Raw genomic sequence first — 16,954 nt, 5'->3', positions numbered from 1 at the left:
AAAAAGATAGCAGTACCTAAAATGATATATAAATCAACAATCGGCATTTAAGATAGTAAAAACTATTAAATAGAAAACGAACGGATTAAGAATGTACCTTATTAGAAAATTAATCTTGTTCGTTTTTATGTTTTACACTATTAATCATTAACAATAGTTAATAATATATTTATTTAATTTATAAGTGTGTTTTTAAATATTTTTATGCCAATTTGGCATAAAATACAAGTCTCGTTCAGATCTTAACTATAATTTCCTTAGAAGTGAACGAGTGTATAGGCGCGTCAGAGATTTGATTTACGCAAGAGTATATTGCACAGTACTTGTTCTGGAGTCAATTTCATACTCTAAGATTGAGGGTGCTCAACGAACGCTAGCTATCTATTGACTATTTAATAATGCTCTCTTCCCTCTATAAAGTATACATTAGGGCTGGCAGATTGTCCTTATTACCTGAAAAATAAAAAACAGTCCCTCCTGATTTGTTCATTGATAATTGAATAATCTTAGGTGGGACTTTATTTGTTGAGCAATAGAATGTAATGTGCTAGGAAAAGAGCGAGAATCATTTATTCAAAAATAGTATGGTAACCTATCTGCCATGACACAATTAATGATAATGATACTTCTGACCGTTCAGGCCGCCATCGTAAAAAGATAGCGGGTGAAACTCCCATGAGTGATAATACTAATCATTCCCACTGAGAGCAACTTAGAGTAACATGTTATCAGGAGGGAAAGTTCTGGAATAATCAGTAGTAAAATATAGTATGCAATTTTCAATGCTTAAATTTTTATACTCCCGAAATATGCTAACTAATAGTCACATAATCAAAAGGTTGGAATTTATAAGTGTGGACGAAAGTTTTCATACTATGTCCCCTTGGTTTTTCTTTCATCACTTCTGTGAACTCTGTCAGAAAGTCAGACTAAATCTTATTAAGTTACAAGTAATAGCTAGCTTCTATAGAATGATAATGAAAATTCTAGATTGGATTTGCATAATACTGTTATCAGTAGATCTTCTATCCATTGATTTGTTTCACCTGTGTTACAGAATCTCGATTAGTTTTACAAGTAAAAATAGAACGGTTTCTATCCTAACGACGAGCAGCCTAAGCAGTTTTTTCCTTTGTTTAAATAAACCTAAAATTTAGTATTGTTCAGCTTCAGAGAAGTGCTTGTATGATTGATTTGTGAACATTTTCCTATAATTTTGTAATATTTTTGAGACTATAATATATCAGATAAACATGTCTTTTGTGTTTCACTTTATTTTAAAATAATACTAATTTTTGAAAGTCAGTAATATTAAATATTTGATAAAATCTTTGCTCTCAGATGGTTAATAGATATGCTTATGAGAAGTGTTTAATAAATTAATTTTAGTTCAAAATGTCCAATTTGGACACTTTGAATGATTTCTTAGTTTTATATATTATACTTTTCTCAGGAGAAAGCTAGATGTACAGACGTTTGAGAGATTTGAGGGAAGATCACGATTTGACCCAAAAACAAATAGCTAAAATACTTTCGTTTACAAACTCAGCTTATGCTAAAATTGAACGGGGGGAACATATGTTAACTGCAGATGTATTGGTAACTCTCTCAAGCTTTTACGATGTTAGTACAGACTACCTATTGGGATTGACAGATTTTCCTGATAAAATTCGCTTTAGAAAATAATCTCCTCAATTTCATAGAGTGTGAAAATGAGGGGATTTTTTATTTGTTCTTTGAAAATTGAATAGTCCAAAATGGTACTTTCCTCATTTGTGGAGCAAATTTGAATGGCTCGCCATGATAAGAGCGATTTAAAACCATCAATAAAATAGAGCGATACTTTATATGCCATGATACAAATGATATACAATGATACTTCTGACCGTTCAGGCTGCCAACGTAAAAGAGCAGTAAGTGAAATTCTTATGATGACTTCATCAGTCATGCCATGGAGGAGATTGATAAAAGATAAAAGGGAAGTGATTTTTTGAAATCAAATTTAAAAAATTATATAGTCGAGCTAGAGATGCTAAATCTATTATTCTTAAAAAAACTTATTAGCGAAAAAGAATATGAAAAAATAAAGCAGAAACTGCGTAAAATATACACAAATTAGCTGACCTTTTTTATTGGTTGCGGTAAAATAAATGCAGAGAAATAGGAGGTTAAGCCATGTCAAATAACGTTGAAATTATAAAAGCAAATCCTTTAGTAACTAGAAGAAATGATAATAGTGGTTCTTTATCGAGGAGAGTAGCAGCATATTGTCGTGTTAGTTCCGATAGTGATGATCAAAAAAATAGCTATGATTCTCAAGTTCGTCATTATAGAGAGTATATATCACAGCACCCAGATTGGATTTTGGTTGACATTTATGCTGATGAAGGGATTTCAGGAACTCAAGTTGGAAAAAGACAAGATTTTCAAAGATTGATTTCAGATTGCCTTGATGGAAAAATAGACTATATCATTACCAAAGCCATTGCTCGCTTTGCTAGAAATACATTAGATACTCTCAAATATGTTCGTTTGCTCAAAGATAAACAAATTGGTGTATTTTTCGAAGAAGAAAATATTGATACTTTAACTATGGATGGTGAGTTACTATTGACGATATTAAGTTCAGTGGCTCAACAGGAAGTTGAAAATACATCTGCCCATGTTAAAAAGGGTTTAAAAATGAAGATGCAACGTGGAGAACTTATTGGTTTTCAAGGTTGTCTTGGTTATGACTATAATCAAGATACAAAGTCGATATCAATAAATGAAAAAGAAGCCAAGATAGTACGTTATATTTTTGAACGATACATTGATGGTATTGGGGGTAGGGCAATAGCTAGAGAACTTGATGAACTAGGTTATAAAACTCCGAGAGGTCTTGATCACTGGCAAGATACAACAGTTTTAGGAATTATTAAAAACGAGAAGTATAAAGGTGATATTCTAATGGGAAAAACTTTCACTGTTGATCCCATTAGTAAGAGACGTTTAATAAATTTCGGTGAAGAAGATAAATACTACATTAAAAATAATCATGATGCAATAATTAGTCCAGAAATTTTTACACAGGCGCAAGAAATTCGATTACGGAGATCAGGAAACAAAAAAACCATAGCAAATACAAAAGGTAAACGAGAAAGATATTCAAGAATGTACCCTTTTAGCAGTAGATTGGAATGTGGTTTTTGTGGTACTGTTCTGTCTAGAAGAAGTTGGCACTCTAGTTCAGAGTACAAAAAGATTATTTGGCACTGTACAACATCTATAAAGAGAGGTAAAAAGCATTGCACTCATAGTAAAGGCATAGAGGAAAAAGCAATAGAAAATGCTTTTTTACAGAGCTACCAACAGTTGTTTTATGAAAATAATAACCTAACTGAAGACTTTCTTGAAATTATAAAAGAAGAGCTTACTGATGATACCTTAAAAGTAGAGTTGAATAAGATAGTTAGTAAATTAAATTCGTTGTACAAAAAAGAAGAAAAATTAGTTTCAATGAATCTAGATGGAAAAATAAGTGATTCTGTATATGAAGATAAATTCAATCAAATACAAATTGAGAAAGAAAAACTTTTAGAAGAAAAAGTAAACTTAGAAGTAACTTTAAAATCAGAAGTTGATATAAAAAGTAGATTAGAGAATTTTAAAGAAATTTTAACTTCACAAAAGACTTTGACTGAGTTTGACAAGGACATTTTTGAAAGTATCGTTGAAAAAATCATAGTAGGCGGAATAAATTCTGATGGAGAAATTGATCCAGCAATGTTGACTATAATTTTTAAAACGGGAGATTCTTCGACTAAAGATGCAAAATCTTACAAATCTAAAAGGAAGAATGCTAAAATAGAAAATGATAAATTGTGTTTTAATACCGTAACCGATGACGAAAAAAAGTGTACAAATAAAGAAAACAACGCACGTGGAGTGTGTTGCTCTGCTCGTAAAAACCTAGAAACCTTTGAATGAAAGGGATAATGAAAAGCCTTGATTGCAATGCTTTTTGTATTGGAGTGGGGAAGTATCAGAGTGAGAAAATTTTTGGAATGAATAGAAGTGATAGCTAGAAATTATCAGTTTCTATTTCCATTTACCCTGTGGGTACGTGTTTGTTTCCATTGACAAGGAGTTTGTGGGAATAGAAACGTCCCCACCTTACATATCTCCAGAATGGGCGATTGAAATTGAGACAATTTAATAGAGATAAGCTCTTGTTATGTTTCTTTTAAGTCAATAAACTAACAATACTCAAAGTATGCTCAAAAATATGATATAATCTAGGACATAAGGCAATACTGTTTTAAAGTATTTTCTCTTAACCATGTCTCGTTAGACAAATCTGATTCGTCTGGTTTTCTAATAGATTTTAATGCTGACTTGGTTTTATAGCCATTATGCTCTCCATTATTTTAGTGTAGAACACTTTGGTTATTAGTTTTTTGTTACATTGTAAGCAAATCAATAGAGATAGAAAAAGGAATTATATGTTTAGTTATGAGGTTGTAGCAAGTTTTAACGACTTAGAAAATGCTATTTATACAACTATTTTAGAAAATGAAAATATATCCTCTATGACAATCAAGGAATTGGCCCAACTTGCACATGTATCAGTTGGAACCGTACAACGATTTTGCAAGCATCTAGGATTTGATGGATATAGCCATTTTAAGATTGCTTATAAAGAATATTTAAAAAATGAGCAAATTATTTTAAACAATCAAGACAATCATTCTTTGAAGCTATTCATTGATTATACTGAGCAAGATACTTTTTTGCAGCTGATTATGGAGGCTGTGGCAATCTTAAAGAAAGTTGAACAGATTGTTTTTGTCGGAATTGGTTCCTCTGGAACTTTAGGTCGATATGGAGCGCGCTATTTTTCAAATATTGGCAAATTTAGTATGTGTATTGAAGATCCTTGGCAACCAGTGCTACAAAACAGTATGGAAAAAACTTGTGTCATTGCCTTATCCGAATCTGGTGAGACTTCTCAAACATTGAAAATTGTACAAAAATTAAAGGAAAAAGGTTGTCTAGTTATTGCCATCACAAATACATTGGAATCAACATTGTCAAGGCTATCTGATTGCTCCATAACCTATCATGTTCCTCAATTATTTTTAAATGGGTTTAATATTACGACGCAGGTACCTGTTATTCTCATTATTGAAATGTTAATGAAACAACTATATACTACAAAAGCATAAGGGTGTCTATGAATTTATTTGATTATCATAAAGTAAAAGGGCTAAATAATAGTGAATTAAGCGTGTATAATTTTATATTGCAACATAGAGATAAAGTTGCTACGATGACTATCAGAGAGCTATCGACATCTATAAATCTATCGACAACAACCATCATTCGTTTTGCGAAAAAGATGGGATTTGATAGCTACAATGATTTAAAATATGCCTTGTCAAGGTCGGAAGATAAGGAAAATAAACATCGTCACTACTTTCCTATTGATATTCCAGCAATACAATTTTTACAGACTAGTGTCCAAGATGAAGCTTTAAAAAAACAACTATCAGAGATAGCAGACTTGATCGTTCAAGCCAAACAAGTTATCTTTTTAGGGGTGGGTACTAGTCTAAGTTTGGCAGAATATGGCTCATATCTTTTTTCTGGAATCGGTATTCTTAGCTTTGCTATTACTAACCCATTTTATTCTCTGAAATTGCATCATTCTAATTTGGAGGATGTTTTGGTTATTGCTCTAAGTGTCAGCGGTGAGACAGAAGAAGTTCTAACTCTGGTACAGGGATTCAAAGAAAGAAATGCTAAGATTGTTAGTCTGACAAATACAGATATTTCCACTTTATCACAGCTATCGGATATAAATTTATCCTACTTTATGCCAGTTGCCTACGCAGATTCCTCGCTACGTTCCACTAATTTGACCACTCAGATTCCAGTTGTCTATTTTTTAGAATCCTTACGTTACCAAGTTTATTTAAAAAAATAGGAGTGAAAACTCTTGTTTTTTTTATGTAACAAATATTGTTCGACTGTACATTTATTTTCTATCTCAATATCTATTGTCAGCAGGTACAGTATGTTATAAAATAGACTTGTTCATAGCGCTAGTACAAAATACAGAAAGGATTGGTAAAATGGCAAAAATACCAGAAGGCTTTTTATGGGGTGGGGCAGTTGCTGCTCACCAAATTGAAGGAGGGTATGATAAAGGTGGAAAAGGCATTTCGATAGCCGATGTGATGACGGTTGGAAGTGCTAGCCACTCTCGACAGATTACTGATGGCGTCTTACCTGACGAATATTATCCGAATCATGATGCAATAGATTTTTACAGAACCTATAAGGACGATATACAATTATTCGCTGAGATGGGATTTAAGTGTTTTCGAACTTCGATTGCCTGGACTCGTATCTTCCCAAATGGAGATGAAGAAGAACCTAACGAAGAAGGGTTGAAATTTTATGATGATTTATTTGATCAGCTGCTAGCTCATCAAATTGAACCGGTCATCACACTCAGTCACTTTGAAATGCCCTATCATCTAGTTACTAAGTATGGTGCTTGGCGTAATCGCAAGTTGATTGATTTCTTTGTTCGTTTTGCGGAAGTCGTCATGGAACGATATAAGGACAAAGTTAAGTATTGGATGACCTTTAACGAGATCAATAATCAAGGTGCAATTAATGTTCCTTGGTGCTCATGGACTAATTCTGGTGTCATTTATCAAGAAGATGAAAATCCAGTTGAGGTACTACAGCAGGTTATCCATTATCAGTCAGTGGCTTCTGCAAAAGTTGTACAATTGGGTCAGAAAATCAATAAAAATTTCAAAATTGGTTGTATGCTGGCAATGGTACCATTTTACCCGAATACATGTGATACAAAAGATATACTTGCTAGCCAGAAGGCAATGGAGCATCGTTTATTTCACTATGGAGATCTTCATGTTTTTGGAGAGCGTCCTTACTATATCGAGGCCTTTTGTCGAAAAAATAATATCAAACTGGATATTTTACCAGAAGATCTAGAAACTCTAAAAGAAGGTTGTGTAGATTATATTGGCTTGAGTTACTATATGAGTGATACAGTGACTGCTACAGCATCTGAGGAAACAGAAGAACTTTTCAAAGATGTTTATACTAAGAAAAATCCCTATATTGAATCAAGCGATTGGGGTTGGCAGATTGACCCTGAGGGATTACGCTATAGCTTAAATCTTTTATACGATCGCTATCACTGTCCGCTTTTTATAGTTGAAAATGGATTCGGTGCTTATGATAAGGTAGAGCCTGATGGAATCCATGATTCTTACCGCATTGATTACCTCAAACAACACATTGAACAAATGATGTTAGCGATTGAAGAAGATGGCGTAAATGTCATTGGTTATACCCCTTGGGGCTGTATCGATATTGTTAGTGCTGGTACAGGTGAAATGGAGAAGCGTTATGGCTTTATCTATGTCGATAAGAATAATAATGGCGAAGGAACTTTGCAACGAATGAAGAAAGATTCCTTTACATGGTATCAAAAAGTGATTACATCAAATGGAAACGAATTATAAGGAGTAATTAAAATGAATATTGGATTATTTTGTGCAGCAGGTATGTCAACAAGTATTTTGGTTGAGCGTATGAAAGAAGCGGCTCAGAAAAAAGGGAAAGATGCAACAATTGCAGCTTATTCCATCAGTGAATTGGAACAAAGAGTTGGAGATATTGATGTGGCTCTATTAGGCCCACAGGTTGGTTTCCAACTTGAAAAAGCAAAAGAAATTTGTGCTTCTCACAATGTTCCTGTAGAAGTGATTGCAATGGCTGATTATGGAACTGCAAACGGTATGGCAGTTCTTAAACAAGCTTACATGATGAAAAAATAAGGAGAAGATGATGAAGGATAAACTGATTAAAAAGTTTGTTGATAGGATGATGGCCTTTGTCAATACCAAAGGTGTAACAGCGATAAAAGATGGTATTGTTTTCTCTATGCCATTGTTGATTGTTGGCTCCATCTTTCTTATCTTGGCCAATCTTCCAATTCCAGCTCTAGCAACGATGTTAGAAACTAGTGGTATTACCCCTGTTCTCAATCAAGCAATTGGTGCAACCTTTAATATCAGTGCGATTGTAACAGTCATTGGGATTGCGTATACCTATGCTAAGCTAGAAAAACAGGAGCCGCTTGGGGCAGGTGTCATTGCCCTAGCAGTTTTCTTGCTAATCCAGCCCTCCAGTTTAATTTCTAAAAATGGGGATGTAGTTGGTAACATTATTCTGAAGGATTGGACTTCCGGGAAAGGGATGATTGGTGCCATTATCGTTGGTTTGATTGTAGGAGCAAGCTATTCTTGGTTTTTGAAGAAAAATATCAAAATCAAAATGCCAGATGGCGTACCAACTGGTGTAGCCAACGCATTTTCAGCCTTGATTCCTGCTACTGTTATCATCACAGCGGCAACGATCTTTGTCGGACTTGTTGAACAATTGTTTAAGGTCACAACGATTGAAGTGATTTATAATCTTATTCAAACACCAATGCAAGGCTTGACTGACTCATTGTTTGGTGCGGTGCTTATGTGTTTCCTTATACCATTCTTATGGATGTTTGGGGTGCACGGCTCAACTGTAGTTGGTGGCATCATGAGTGGCTTGCTACAGGCGAATGCTTTGGAAAACCAAGCCATTTTAGATAAGGGCCTTGAATTAAATCTAGCCAATGGTGGTCATATTGTGACGGTTCAATTTTTGGATCAATTTATCAATGTTACAGGTGCCGGGATTACGATTGGTTTGGTAGTTTACATGCTTGCATTTGCAAAATCAAAACAACTAAAATTTCTTGGACGTCTTGAAATGGTTCCAGCCATCTTTAATATCAATGAGCCGGTGCTCTTTGGTTTGCCGATTGTAATGAATCCAGTTTTAGCAACTCCCTTTATATTAACGCCTATTTTATCTTGTATCATCCAGTATTCAGCGATTTATTTTGGACTGACACCTATGTATGGTGCCGTTCAAGTTCCGTGGACTTGTCCTCCAATTATTTCAGGATTTATCATCGGTGGTTGGAAAACAGCCTTGTTGCAAACACTTATTTTGGTTATGTCTTTCTTTGTTTATTATCCGTTTATTAAACAGATGGATAAACAAGCTTTACAAGCTGAAATACAAGAAACAAGCGATTTAGAAGACGAAGATTGGTAAGAGAGGTATTAAAATGGACGAAAAAGTACTCGAAGTGTGTTTTCAAATTATCACCTATGTAGGAACAGCAAAATCTATGTACATCGATGCTATTCAATTGGCTAAGCAGGGTGAATTCGAGCAGGCTAAAGATAGAATTAAACAAGGCGAAGAAGCATTTGTACAGGGACACAATGCTCACCACTCACTTTTGACAAAAGAAATGAATGGGGAATTAAGCCAAACAGGTCTACTTCTGCTGCACGCTGAGGATCAGTTAATGAGTGCAGAAGGTTTTCGAACGATTGCTGAGGAATTTATAGCAGTCTATAAACGCTTTGAGGAAGGTAAATAGAGCAAGTTATGAAAGTAAAAAATCAAGCAATGTTAATTACCTATTCAGACAGTTTTGGAAAAAATATGAAAGACTTAAAGTAGGTCTTAGAAGGCCCTTTGAAAGATGTGGTCGGTGGTGTCCACATTCTTCCCTTCTTTCCATCGTCAGGCGACCGCGGGTTTGCACCCATGGACTATACCAAGGTTGATGAGGCTTTTGGATCGATATTGAGGCACTCAGTCAAGACTACTACCTCATGTTTGATTTCATGATTAACCATATCTCAGCCAAGTCGCCTTATTTCCTTGATTTCCTAGAAAAGAAAGATGAGTCTGCCTATGCGGATTTGTTTATCCGCTACAAAAACTTTTGGCCAAACGGTGAGCTGACTCAGGAAGATGTAGACCTGATTTACAAACGGAAGCCACGTGCTCTCTATTGCATTGCCAAGTTTGCTGATTGTAGTGAGGAAAAAGTTTGGTGTACCTTTGATGAGCAACAGATAGACCTCGATGTGACAACAGAAACAACTCGTCGCTTTATTCAGCAAAATCTGGAACAGCTGGCGGACCACGGAGCTTCCATTATTCGCTTGGACGCCTTTGCCTACGCCAGTAAGAAAATCGGCACCAACTGTTTCTTTGTTGAGCCAGATATTTGGAAAATGCTTCATTTTCCGCGTCAGCTATTGGCACCAAAAGGAGAGGAAATTCTTCCAGAAATTCATGAACATTACACCATTCAGCAAAAAATCGCTGAGCAAGACTACTATGTCTATGACTTTGCCCTTCCGATGCTGGTTCTTCATGCTCTATATTCAGGTAATGTCAACCGTCTTGTTCACTGGATGGAAATCTGCCCTCACAAGCAATTTACAACCTTGTACACGGAGTGGTCGATGTCAAGGACTTGCTGACAGATGAGGAAACAGAGGCGACAAGAGAAGCCCTCTATGCCCAAGGAGCAAATGTCAAAACGATTTACAGCTCAGAGGCCTACAACAATTTGGATATTTATAAGATAAATTGTACCTACTATTCAGTTTTAGGAAATGATGACCAAGCCTATCTCTTGGCACGTGTGCTTCAATGTTTTGCACCAGGTATTCCGCAGATTTACTACGTTGGCTTGTTGGCAGGAGAAAATGATATCGAATTGCTCGAATCAACCAAAGAAGGCCGCAACATCAACCGTCACTATTATGATTTGGAAGAAATTGAGCGAGAAGTTCAACGCCCAGTTGTGCAGTCCTTGTTCAATCTGCTCAAATTCCGTAATACCAGCGCAGCATTTGATGGAGAGTTTACTGTTGACATGGAAGACGCTAATACTATCCACATCAGTTGGACCAATACCGATGCCAATACAGTGGCAGAATTAAGAGCTAATCTGAAAGATAAATCATTTGAAATTACAGAGAAAATAGATAGTGAAAGAACATCGATTTATCTATAGATTTATCTATAATAGAATACAAAAGAGTGGTGGAAACGTTTGATTTCCTCACTCTTTTTGTTAGCTAGTTAGTAACAAAATAGTACTTAAACGTAAACTATGAATTATATTCTGTTGTGACGATAATTGCTCGAGAATATTTGTAATAAAAAAACAGGAACAGTCAATTAAACAGCTCCTATTTTTGTGTTAAGTATGTAGTTGTTTTCTTATAAGAATAGCGGTAGATTAGCGGATTTTCATCTATGGTACTTACCTCAAAAATGAAGAAGTGATCGCGGTTATCTCTGGACTTTTCCTTATTGAGGACAAAGTAATTCTTACGTGAAGTCGCCATTGTTTTTAGGATATCATCAGTTAGGAAGGTCAATGGAATATTCATGTTGGAATAGCGGTAGAAGTCACATTCAAAATCTTGGTAGCTCTCGCTGTAGTAGTCCATTTGCAGTTGGTTACGCTGAAACTTAAGCTGATTCATAAAGCACCTCCTCAACAAGTTCAATACTAATAATGTCTTTCAATTTCAAATTGATGTGACCTGTTGTAGTTTTTATCAAAATGAAATCCTTATTCAGACTTGGTATTGTTCCAGTGTGGGAAACACGCTTGTTTTTTTCAATCACTTGAATGCGTGTGTGTAGCTGCCCAGCGTATACTTGACTGAGGAGTAATAATTTCTTCTCCATTGACAAATCTGACATGTACGTTACTTTGTTTGTATCATCAGAGAGTGCTGATGTATGCTCAGATAGGAAAAAGCCCATCCATTTTTGCATCTTTGTATCCTGGTACTCTCTTGCTGACTGAAATGGTAAGGATGAACGGTCAATCATTTTAATCCCTCCAATCCACCAGCGGAATGACCGCCAATAAGTTTACTGCGTTCAATATTTTAGGAACCTTCAGTTAGGACGGTTCCTTTTTGTATGGCTAAAAAGCCAAACTGTTCTCTGACAACATCAATAGCTGTCTGAAGTCTATTTTCTTTTTCAATTTCTTCTACATCATGCAAAATGAGGACAACCCTTTTACTACCAAGGTGTTCTGTGCAGAATGCGGTTCAGCTTTTGGACGTAAGAACTGGACGACCAGTCGTGGCAAACGTAAAGTTTGGCAGTGTAACAACCGTTATAAGGTAAAGGGACAGATTGGTTGTCAGAATAACCATATCGATGAGGGAACACTAGAGAAAGCTGTAATGATGGCAGTTAAACTACTGAGTGAGAATATGGATTTGTTGCATGGAAAGTGGAATAAGATCTTGGAAGAAAACCAGTTATTAGAAAAGCATTACAGTGTGTTACTGGCTGAATTGATAAATAAGGAGTGTTGGGAATATGATTCCTTTGAGATGTGTCAGGTACTAGATAGTATTTTGATTTCGGAGGATGGACAGATAACCGTTAGATTTTTGGAAGGAACAGAAGTTGATTTATAAGGCTGTAGGCATAGTATAGTTCACTATGTTTGCAGCCTTTTTTCTTGTTTAGTGGTATAATTATATGTAGGATTTTTTTAATATCGGTTACTTTTTATGAATTAACCAAAAAACTAAAATGGAGTTGTTTTATAATGAGATATTCTGAAGAAGCATTACAATCATGGATTAAGCCGTTATCTGCCACTGAAGAAACACGGGTTGAAAATACTATTGGAATGATTAAAGATGCAATAGAAAGGAGTGGGCTCTCTTCAAAGTATGAATATGAAATTTTTGCCCAAGGTTCTTATGCAAATAATACGAATGTAAAGAAAAATAGCGACATTGATATCTGTATCATGGTGAAATCTTTATTTTATTGTGAGTATGTAGATGGGTTATCGGACCTAGACTATAATTACTCTAGTAGCAGCACCAATGCTAATGTATTTAAAAACGAAGTGATTAAAGCGTTAATTTCAAAATTTGGTGCAGAATCAGTTTCTATTGGCAATAAGTGTATCAATATTAATTCTAACTCATATCACGTAAATGCAGATGTAGTCCCATGTTTTCAATATCGAAATTATAGATATATTGGTAGCAGGTCATCTGAAAAATTTGTTGAAGGCATCAAATTTTTTACCTCAAACGGAAATTATGAAGTAATTAATTATCCTAAAGTTCATATACAAAATGGTATCTCTAAGAATAAATCTACTCACTATAAATATAAATATTTAGTTAGGATTATGAAGCATATTAAGAACGAGATGCAGGAGCTAGGATTGACAAACGAACGCATTTCTTCATATTTGATAGAATGTTTGGTCTGGAATATACCTGAACAGATGTTTTTCAATAGTAATAGCTACACAGGGTTGTTACAGCAAGCGTTATATTACATAGTGTCTCAAGTGAATTTAAATTGGGTTGAAGTAAGTGGAATGTATTACCTTTTTCGTTCAGAGCAGAAATGGAATTTACAGGATACAAAAACTTTTTTAGTTAGAATGATTGAATTTTTGGATTATAAATAAAACTTATGAATGAACAGCAGAAAAAATTTTTGAATATTACAATATGGGTTTTTGCAATTTGCTTGTTATTAAGATTGTTAATAAGTGGCCAAGAGATTGCAGTGAATCTTAAATCTGATATTTTGGCATTGGTATATTCAGCCATTGGGTATATTGGTGAAGCTATATCAGTTACAGCAATTATTATGGCTATTTTTGAAAAAACAGCATGGCGGTGGCCATTACTATCTAAGATTCATAATGTTCCAATTTTATTTGCGAATTATGTAGGTAGTTTCAAGACGGACTATGATCAGAATGAAAGAAATTGTGAACTTACTATTGAACAGTCATTTACGACTATTAAAGTTAAGTTTAAAACGGGTGAAAGTTCGAGCCATAGCATTACAGCATCAATTATCAATGATAATGGAACACAAAAATTAATTTATACATATTTAAATAGCCCAAGGGCTGAATTGCAAAGTCCTATACATTATGGGACGGTAATTCTTGATATTGATAATCCAAATCAACTAGAAGGAAATTATTATACTAATCGAGGAACCAAAGGTTCAATGAGTTTTGAGATAAACAACCCTTCTCGCTAGTTGGATTTGTAAAGATTTAAATAAAGAAAGAAGAACTAACTATCGGAAACTTGGCATAGATGTAACAATACTGTATATTAACGAAGCCGTAAATACTCGCATTAGTTACGTTTAATAGTTTAATACGGATATTCAGCAGCTTTGATTTCGTTTCACAGTATAGGTAGTAACCGTCAAGACATGTGGAGGCGGTAGTTTTGATGTCAAAAGTTGCAACCAGTGAATAAATGAAGTGTAGAAAATAAAGGCTTGTTCAATTCAATATATAATGAATTACCGGCACCCAAACCAAAGAAAAAGAAATAATTAAATTAGAAGTTGAAGGGGGGAAGAATGAGAATCGGAGTTATTCAAGCAAGTTCGCAAGCGACCAAAAATCAAATAATCTATGATGCTGTATTAAAGTATGCTCCAAAGAAATCTGAGGTTATAAATTTTGGCTGTACGATGGAAGAAAATGAAAAATACTCGTATATAGAAATTTCTATTCTTATAGGTATCTTGTTGGCAAGTAGGACAGTTGATTTCGTTGTTACGGGCTGTTCTTCCGGACAAGGAATGATGCTTGCTTGTAATAGTATGCCTGATGTCATTTGCGGATATGCACCTACACCGAATGATGCCTATTTATTTGCTCAGATTAATAATGGAAATGCGATATCATTACCATTAGGTGAAAATTATACATGGTCAGGTACTGAAAATCTTGAAAAAACAATAGAAGCTCTTTTCTCAGAGCCATTTGGGCAAGGATACCCTAAAAGTGAGGCAGAGAGAAAGATAAGAGATGCCGAGCAACTTAAAGAGATAAGAAGCATCGGACAGCTTCAGTTTAAAGAATTCGTAAATATACTAGATATATCATTGCTTGAATCAATCAAAAGGAAACAGGATGTAATTCAGAATGTAAAGGCGTATGGGAAGAAAGAAATAGCTGATTTAATAAAATGAGCAAATCACAGTTTGTCGGGGTAATACCTTTTAACGATAACCTTATGCTATCGTCAAAAGGTTTATAGACATGTTCCCACATACATACATGATCACTTGGCATACATAGTGTTCACTCGTTTTATGTCAAGTGTGTGGTAATGCTTTTAAGAGCTGATTGAACAAGGAAAATTAGCTAGTGAAAGTCCTACAGTAAGGAGTTTAAACATGAAATTCCATGAATTTGGTAATAAGAATTTACCTCCTATTTTACTGATACATGGTGGTGGCAGTTCTTGGTGGAATTATCTTCGTCAAGCACGAATCTTGTCAGAAGAATACCGTATTATTCTACCCACTTTGAATGGCCACGGAGAGGAATATCAACTTGATTATGTTTCTACTGAAGATTCTGCTTTGGAGATTCTAGACTATATCAAAGCAAACTGTGGTGGGAAATTGTTTGCAATCGGTGGTGTTTCACTTGGTGGTCAAATTGCCATTGAACTTTTGTCCTTAGAGAGCGACATATCTGAGAAAGTTGTTATAGACGGAAGTATCTGTATTCCTCAACCAAGGTTGGCTAAAATCAGCATTTTTCTTGTACGTCTATTTGGCAAACTGATGTTTAGTAAATTCTCTTGTAAAATCCAATTAGGTATGATGAACAAAATTTATCCTAAACTGGCTTATCCAGATGAAATAAAAGCTTATTATTTGGAGGATCTGCCAAGGACGCCTGTTAAAACATTGGTGACCATTTACAAAACCTATATGGGGCATTACAAGCTGAAAGATATGATTTCTGCTAGCAAAGCTCAAGTTCTGTATATCTATGGTGAAAAAGAATTGAACTGTGTGAAAGAATCAGCGAAATTATTTCATCAGCTACATTCAAATACAATTTTGTATGAAGCAAAGGCCTATAATCACGGCTATTTGTCAGCTTACCTGCCTCAAGAGTGGATTGATTTGGTGGTACCATTTTTAAAGAGTTAACCATTGGGAATGTGTAATAAATCTGATATGTCACAAGGAGATATCTTATGCTAGGAGCAATTATTGGAGATGTTGTCGGTTCTGTTTACGAATGGAACAATATCAAAACAAAGGACTTTCCTTTATTTCGTAAAGACTGCTTTTTTACAGATGATACGGTTATGACCTGTGCTGTTGCAGAAGCGATTATGAACGGGGGACAAAAAGACGACTTCATTGACGCGATGAAGAAATATGGCAGACTGTATCCGAATGCTGATTACGGTGCTCGGTTTAATGCATGGCTAAATAGCGATAACCGTGATCCTTATAATAGCTTTGGGAATGGATCAGCTATGCGTGTTTCTCCATGTGCTTGGGTCATGGACTGTGGTTTTTATGCGAGAACTGGTATGTGGCCATCATCTAGAGGACTTGCGTGTCTTTCTGCAGAGGTAACCCATAATCATCTAGAAGGTATTAAAGGTGCAATGGCTACAGCTGATGCTATTTTTCTATGTCGTTTTTACTTTGGTGGTTATTGTAGAGAATACGAGCAATCAATTAACGACAATCCTACAGAGTGTAAAAGACGGATTAAGGATTATATAGAGAAGGCATACGGCTACAATCTATCTCAAACTTTAGATGAAATCCGTCCTAACTATCGTTTTAACGAAACATGTCAGGAAACTGTCCCTCAAGCCATTATCGCCTTTCTTGAGAGTACAGATTTCGAAGATGCGATAAGAAATGCCATCTCACTTGGTGGCGACAGTGATACACTCGCAGCAATCACTGGCAGCATAGCAGAGGCAGCTTATGGTATTCCTGATTGGATAAAGGAAAAAGCCTACTCTTACTTGGATGAACCCTTAAAGGATGTACTCAGGCGATGGGATAATAAGGTTGATGTAAAATAAAAGAGTTTCAATCTCCGGTACTTCATATTTCTCTTTTCCGTATTTTCATTGTATAATGGTAGTACATTTACATGCATACGATGAAATATAAACATTTCTAATGAATATTAAGGAGA

General features: G+C 35.2%; 16 protein-coding genes and 3 pseudogenes. 16 read left to right on the top strand and 3 right to left on the bottom strand.

Annotated elements, in window-relative coordinates; genetic code table 11:
- The first annotated feature begins 1,464 nt into the window (after nucleotides 1-1,464).
- From RYK12_RS03585 to gtfA, 10 genes and pseudogenes are all read left to right on the top strand, one after another.
- Nucleotides 1,465-1,686: a helix-turn-helix domain-containing protein gene (locus RYK12_RS03585; protein ID WP_049544702.1), complete on the top strand. Its 222-nt coding sequence runs from the start codon at nucleotides 1,465-1,467 to the stop codon at nucleotides 1,684-1,686.
- Nucleotides 1,687-1,990: 304 nt separating this feature from the next.
- Entirely contained in the window at nucleotides 1,991-2,119 is a 129-nt protein-coding gene (locus RYK12_RS03580) for an SHOCT domain-containing protein (RefSeq protein ID WP_314847008.1), read from the top strand.
- Nucleotides 2,120-2,175: 56 nt separating this feature from the next.
- The gene (locus tag RYK12_RS03575) at nucleotides 2,176-3,969 is read left to right on the top strand and encodes a recombinase family protein (RefSeq protein ID WP_314847005.1); all 1,794 of its coding nucleotides are present in this window, start codon (nucleotides 2,176-2,178) and stop codon (nucleotides 3,967-3,969) included.
- A 515-nt stretch (nucleotides 3,970-4,484) separates the two neighbouring features.
- Complete coding sequence (locus tag RYK12_RS03570) at nucleotides 4,485-5,207, top strand: MurR/RpiR family transcriptional regulator (RefSeq protein ID WP_125454514.1); 723 nt, start codon at nucleotides 4,485-4,487, stop codon at nucleotides 5,205-5,207.
- An 8-nt stretch (nucleotides 5,208-5,215) separates the two neighbouring features.
- Nucleotides 5,216-5,968, top strand: coding sequence for a MurR/RpiR family transcriptional regulator (locus RYK12_RS03565; protein ID WP_023932686.1), 753 nt, complete (start codon nucleotides 5,216-5,218; stop codon nucleotides 5,966-5,968).
- Nucleotides 5,969-6,116: 148 nt separating this feature from the next.
- Nucleotides 6,117-7,547 (top strand): 6-phospho-beta-glucosidase, encoded by a 1,431-nt coding sequence (locus RYK12_RS03560; protein WP_314847001.1) that lies wholly within the window; start codon nucleotides 6,117-6,119, stop codon nucleotides 7,545-7,547.
- 12 nt (nucleotides 7,548-7,559) lie between these two features.
- Nucleotides 7,560-7,862, top strand: a complete 303-nt coding sequence (locus tag RYK12_RS03555; RefSeq protein ID WP_001020606.1) for a PTS sugar transporter subunit IIB — start codon at nucleotides 7,560-7,562, stop codon at nucleotides 7,860-7,862.
- Nucleotides 7,863-7,872: 10 nt separating this feature from the next.
- Nucleotides 7,873-9,186, top strand: a complete 1,314-nt coding sequence (locus RYK12_RS03550) for a PTS sugar transporter subunit IIC (RefSeq protein ID WP_000653347.1) — start codon at nucleotides 7,873-7,875, stop codon at nucleotides 9,184-9,186.
- Nucleotides 9,187-9,199: 13 nt separating this feature from the next.
- Nucleotides 9,200-9,520: a PTS lactose/cellobiose transporter subunit IIA gene (locus RYK12_RS03545; protein WP_000343790.1), complete on the top strand. Its 321-nt coding sequence runs from the start codon at nucleotides 9,200-9,202 to the stop codon at nucleotides 9,518-9,520.
- Between the two features lie 8 nt (nucleotides 9,521-9,528).
- Nucleotides 9,529-10,957 (top strand): annotated as a pseudogene (gene gtfA / locus RYK12_RS03540) (sucrose phosphorylase).
- A 178-nt stretch (nucleotides 10,958-11,135) separates the two neighbouring features.
- Here gtfA and RYK12_RS03535 read toward each other — a convergent pair.
- From RYK12_RS03535 to RYK12_RS03525, 3 genes and pseudogenes are all read right to left on the bottom strand, one after another.
- Entirely contained in the window at nucleotides 11,136-11,435 is a 300-nt protein-coding gene (locus tag RYK12_RS03535) for a DUF5960 family protein (RefSeq protein ID WP_001072532.1), read from the bottom strand.
- Entirely contained in the window at nucleotides 11,422-11,790 is a 369-nt protein-coding gene (locus RYK12_RS03530; protein ID WP_000567198.1) for a hypothetical protein, read from the bottom strand. The genes RYK12_RS03535 and RYK12_RS03530 overlap by 14 nt, the downstream gene beginning before the upstream one ends.
- A pseudogene (locus RYK12_RS03525) lies at nucleotides 11,787-11,966 on the bottom strand (DNA polymerase); the annotation flags it as partial. The gene RYK12_RS03530 and the pseudogene RYK12_RS03525, both read right to left, overlap by 4 nt.
- Between RYK12_RS03525 and RYK12_RS03520 the strand changes: the two are divergent.
- The 6 genes and pseudogenes from RYK12_RS03520 to RYK12_RS03490 all read left to right on the top strand — a co-directional run.
- Nucleotides 11,958-12,395, top strand: a pseudogene (locus RYK12_RS03520) (zinc ribbon domain-containing protein); the annotation flags it as partial. The pseudogenes RYK12_RS03525 and RYK12_RS03520 sit on opposite strands and share 9 nt — an antisense overlap.
- A gap of 134 nt (nucleotides 12,396-12,529) precedes the next feature.
- A complete protein-coding gene (locus RYK12_RS03515; RefSeq protein ID WP_001270697.1) occupies nucleotides 12,530-13,417 on the top strand; it encodes a nucleotidyltransferase in 888 nt (295 codons plus the stop codon).
- Nucleotides 13,418-13,422: 5 nt separating this feature from the next.
- Nucleotides 13,423-14,007, top strand: coding sequence for a hypothetical protein (locus RYK12_RS03510; RefSeq protein WP_001005371.1), 585 nt, complete (start codon nucleotides 13,423-13,425; stop codon nucleotides 14,005-14,007).
- A 333-nt stretch (nucleotides 14,008-14,340) separates the two neighbouring features.
- Nucleotides 14,341-14,958, top strand: coding sequence for an RpiB/LacA/LacB family sugar-phosphate isomerase (locus RYK12_RS03500; RefSeq protein ID WP_084887998.1), 618 nt, complete (start codon nucleotides 14,341-14,343; stop codon nucleotides 14,956-14,958).
- A gap of 207 nt (nucleotides 14,959-15,165) precedes the next feature.
- Nucleotides 15,166-15,936, top strand: coding sequence for an alpha/beta hydrolase (locus RYK12_RS03495; RefSeq protein WP_314846997.1), 771 nt, complete (start codon nucleotides 15,166-15,168; stop codon nucleotides 15,934-15,936).
- Nucleotides 15,937-15,983: 47 nt separating this feature from the next.
- Complete coding sequence (locus tag RYK12_RS03490; RefSeq protein ID WP_314846995.1) at nucleotides 15,984-16,838, top strand: ADP-ribosylglycohydrolase family protein; 855 nt, start codon at nucleotides 15,984-15,986, stop codon at nucleotides 16,836-16,838.
- Nucleotides 16,839-16,954 lie beyond the last annotated feature (116 nt).

The sequence above is a fragment of the uncultured Streptococcus sp. genome (genome assembly GCF_963518475.1).
In the GTDB taxonomy this organism is placed as follows: Bacteria; Bacillota; Bacilli; order Lactobacillales; family Streptococcaceae; genus Streptococcus.
Note: the sequence above shows the minus strand (reverse complement) of the source record. Positions and strands in the feature narration are given on the sequence as shown.

Coding starts and splice junctions, on each gene's coding strand:
- RYK12_RS03585 (WP_049544702.1), top strand. CDS start 1,465: ATGTACAGACGTTTGAGAGATTTGAGGGAAGATCACGATTTGACCCAA.
- RYK12_RS03575 (WP_314847005.1), top strand. CDS start 2,176: ATGTCAAATAACGTTGAAATTATAAAAGCAAATCCTTTAGTAACTAGA.
- RYK12_RS03570 (WP_125454514.1), top strand. CDS start 4,485: ATGTTTAGTTATGAGGTTGTAGCAAGTTTTAACGACTTAGAAAATGCT.
- RYK12_RS03565 (WP_023932686.1), top strand. CDS start 5,216: ATGAATTTATTTGATTATCATAAAGTAAAAGGGCTAAATAATAGTGAA.
- RYK12_RS03560 (WP_314847001.1), top strand. CDS start 6,117: ATGGCAAAAATACCAGAAGGCTTTTTATGGGGTGGGGCAGTTGCTGCT.
- RYK12_RS03555 (WP_001020606.1), top strand. CDS start 7,560: ATGAATATTGGATTATTTTGTGCAGCAGGTATGTCAACAAGTATTTTG.
- RYK12_RS03550 (WP_000653347.1), top strand. CDS start 7,873: ATGAAGGATAAACTGATTAAAAAGTTTGTTGATAGGATGATGGCCTTT.
- RYK12_RS03545 (WP_000343790.1), top strand. CDS start 9,200: ATGGACGAAAAAGTACTCGAAGTGTGTTTTCAAATTATCACCTATGTA.
- RYK12_RS03535 (WP_001072532.1), bottom strand. CDS start 11,435: ATGAATCAGCTTAAGTTTCAGCGTAACCAACTGCAAATGGACTACTAC.
- RYK12_RS03530 (WP_000567198.1), bottom strand. CDS start 11,790: ATGATTGACCGTTCATCCTTACCATTTCAGTCAGCAAGAGAGTACCAG.
- RYK12_RS03515 (WP_001270697.1), top strand. CDS start 12,530: ATGAGATATTCTGAAGAAGCATTACAATCATGGATTAAGCCGTTATCT.
- RYK12_RS03510 (WP_001005371.1), top strand. CDS start 13,423: ATGAATGAACAGCAGAAAAAATTTTTGAATATTACAATATGGGTTTTT.
- RYK12_RS03500 (WP_084887998.1), top strand. CDS start 14,341: ATGAGAATCGGAGTTATTCAAGCAAGTTCGCAAGCGACCAAAAATCAA.
- RYK12_RS03495 (WP_314846997.1), top strand. CDS start 15,166: ATGAAATTCCATGAATTTGGTAATAAGAATTTACCTCCTATTTTACTG.
- RYK12_RS03490 (WP_314846995.1), top strand. CDS start 15,984: ATGCTAGGAGCAATTATTGGAGATGTTGTCGGTTCTGTTTACGAATGG.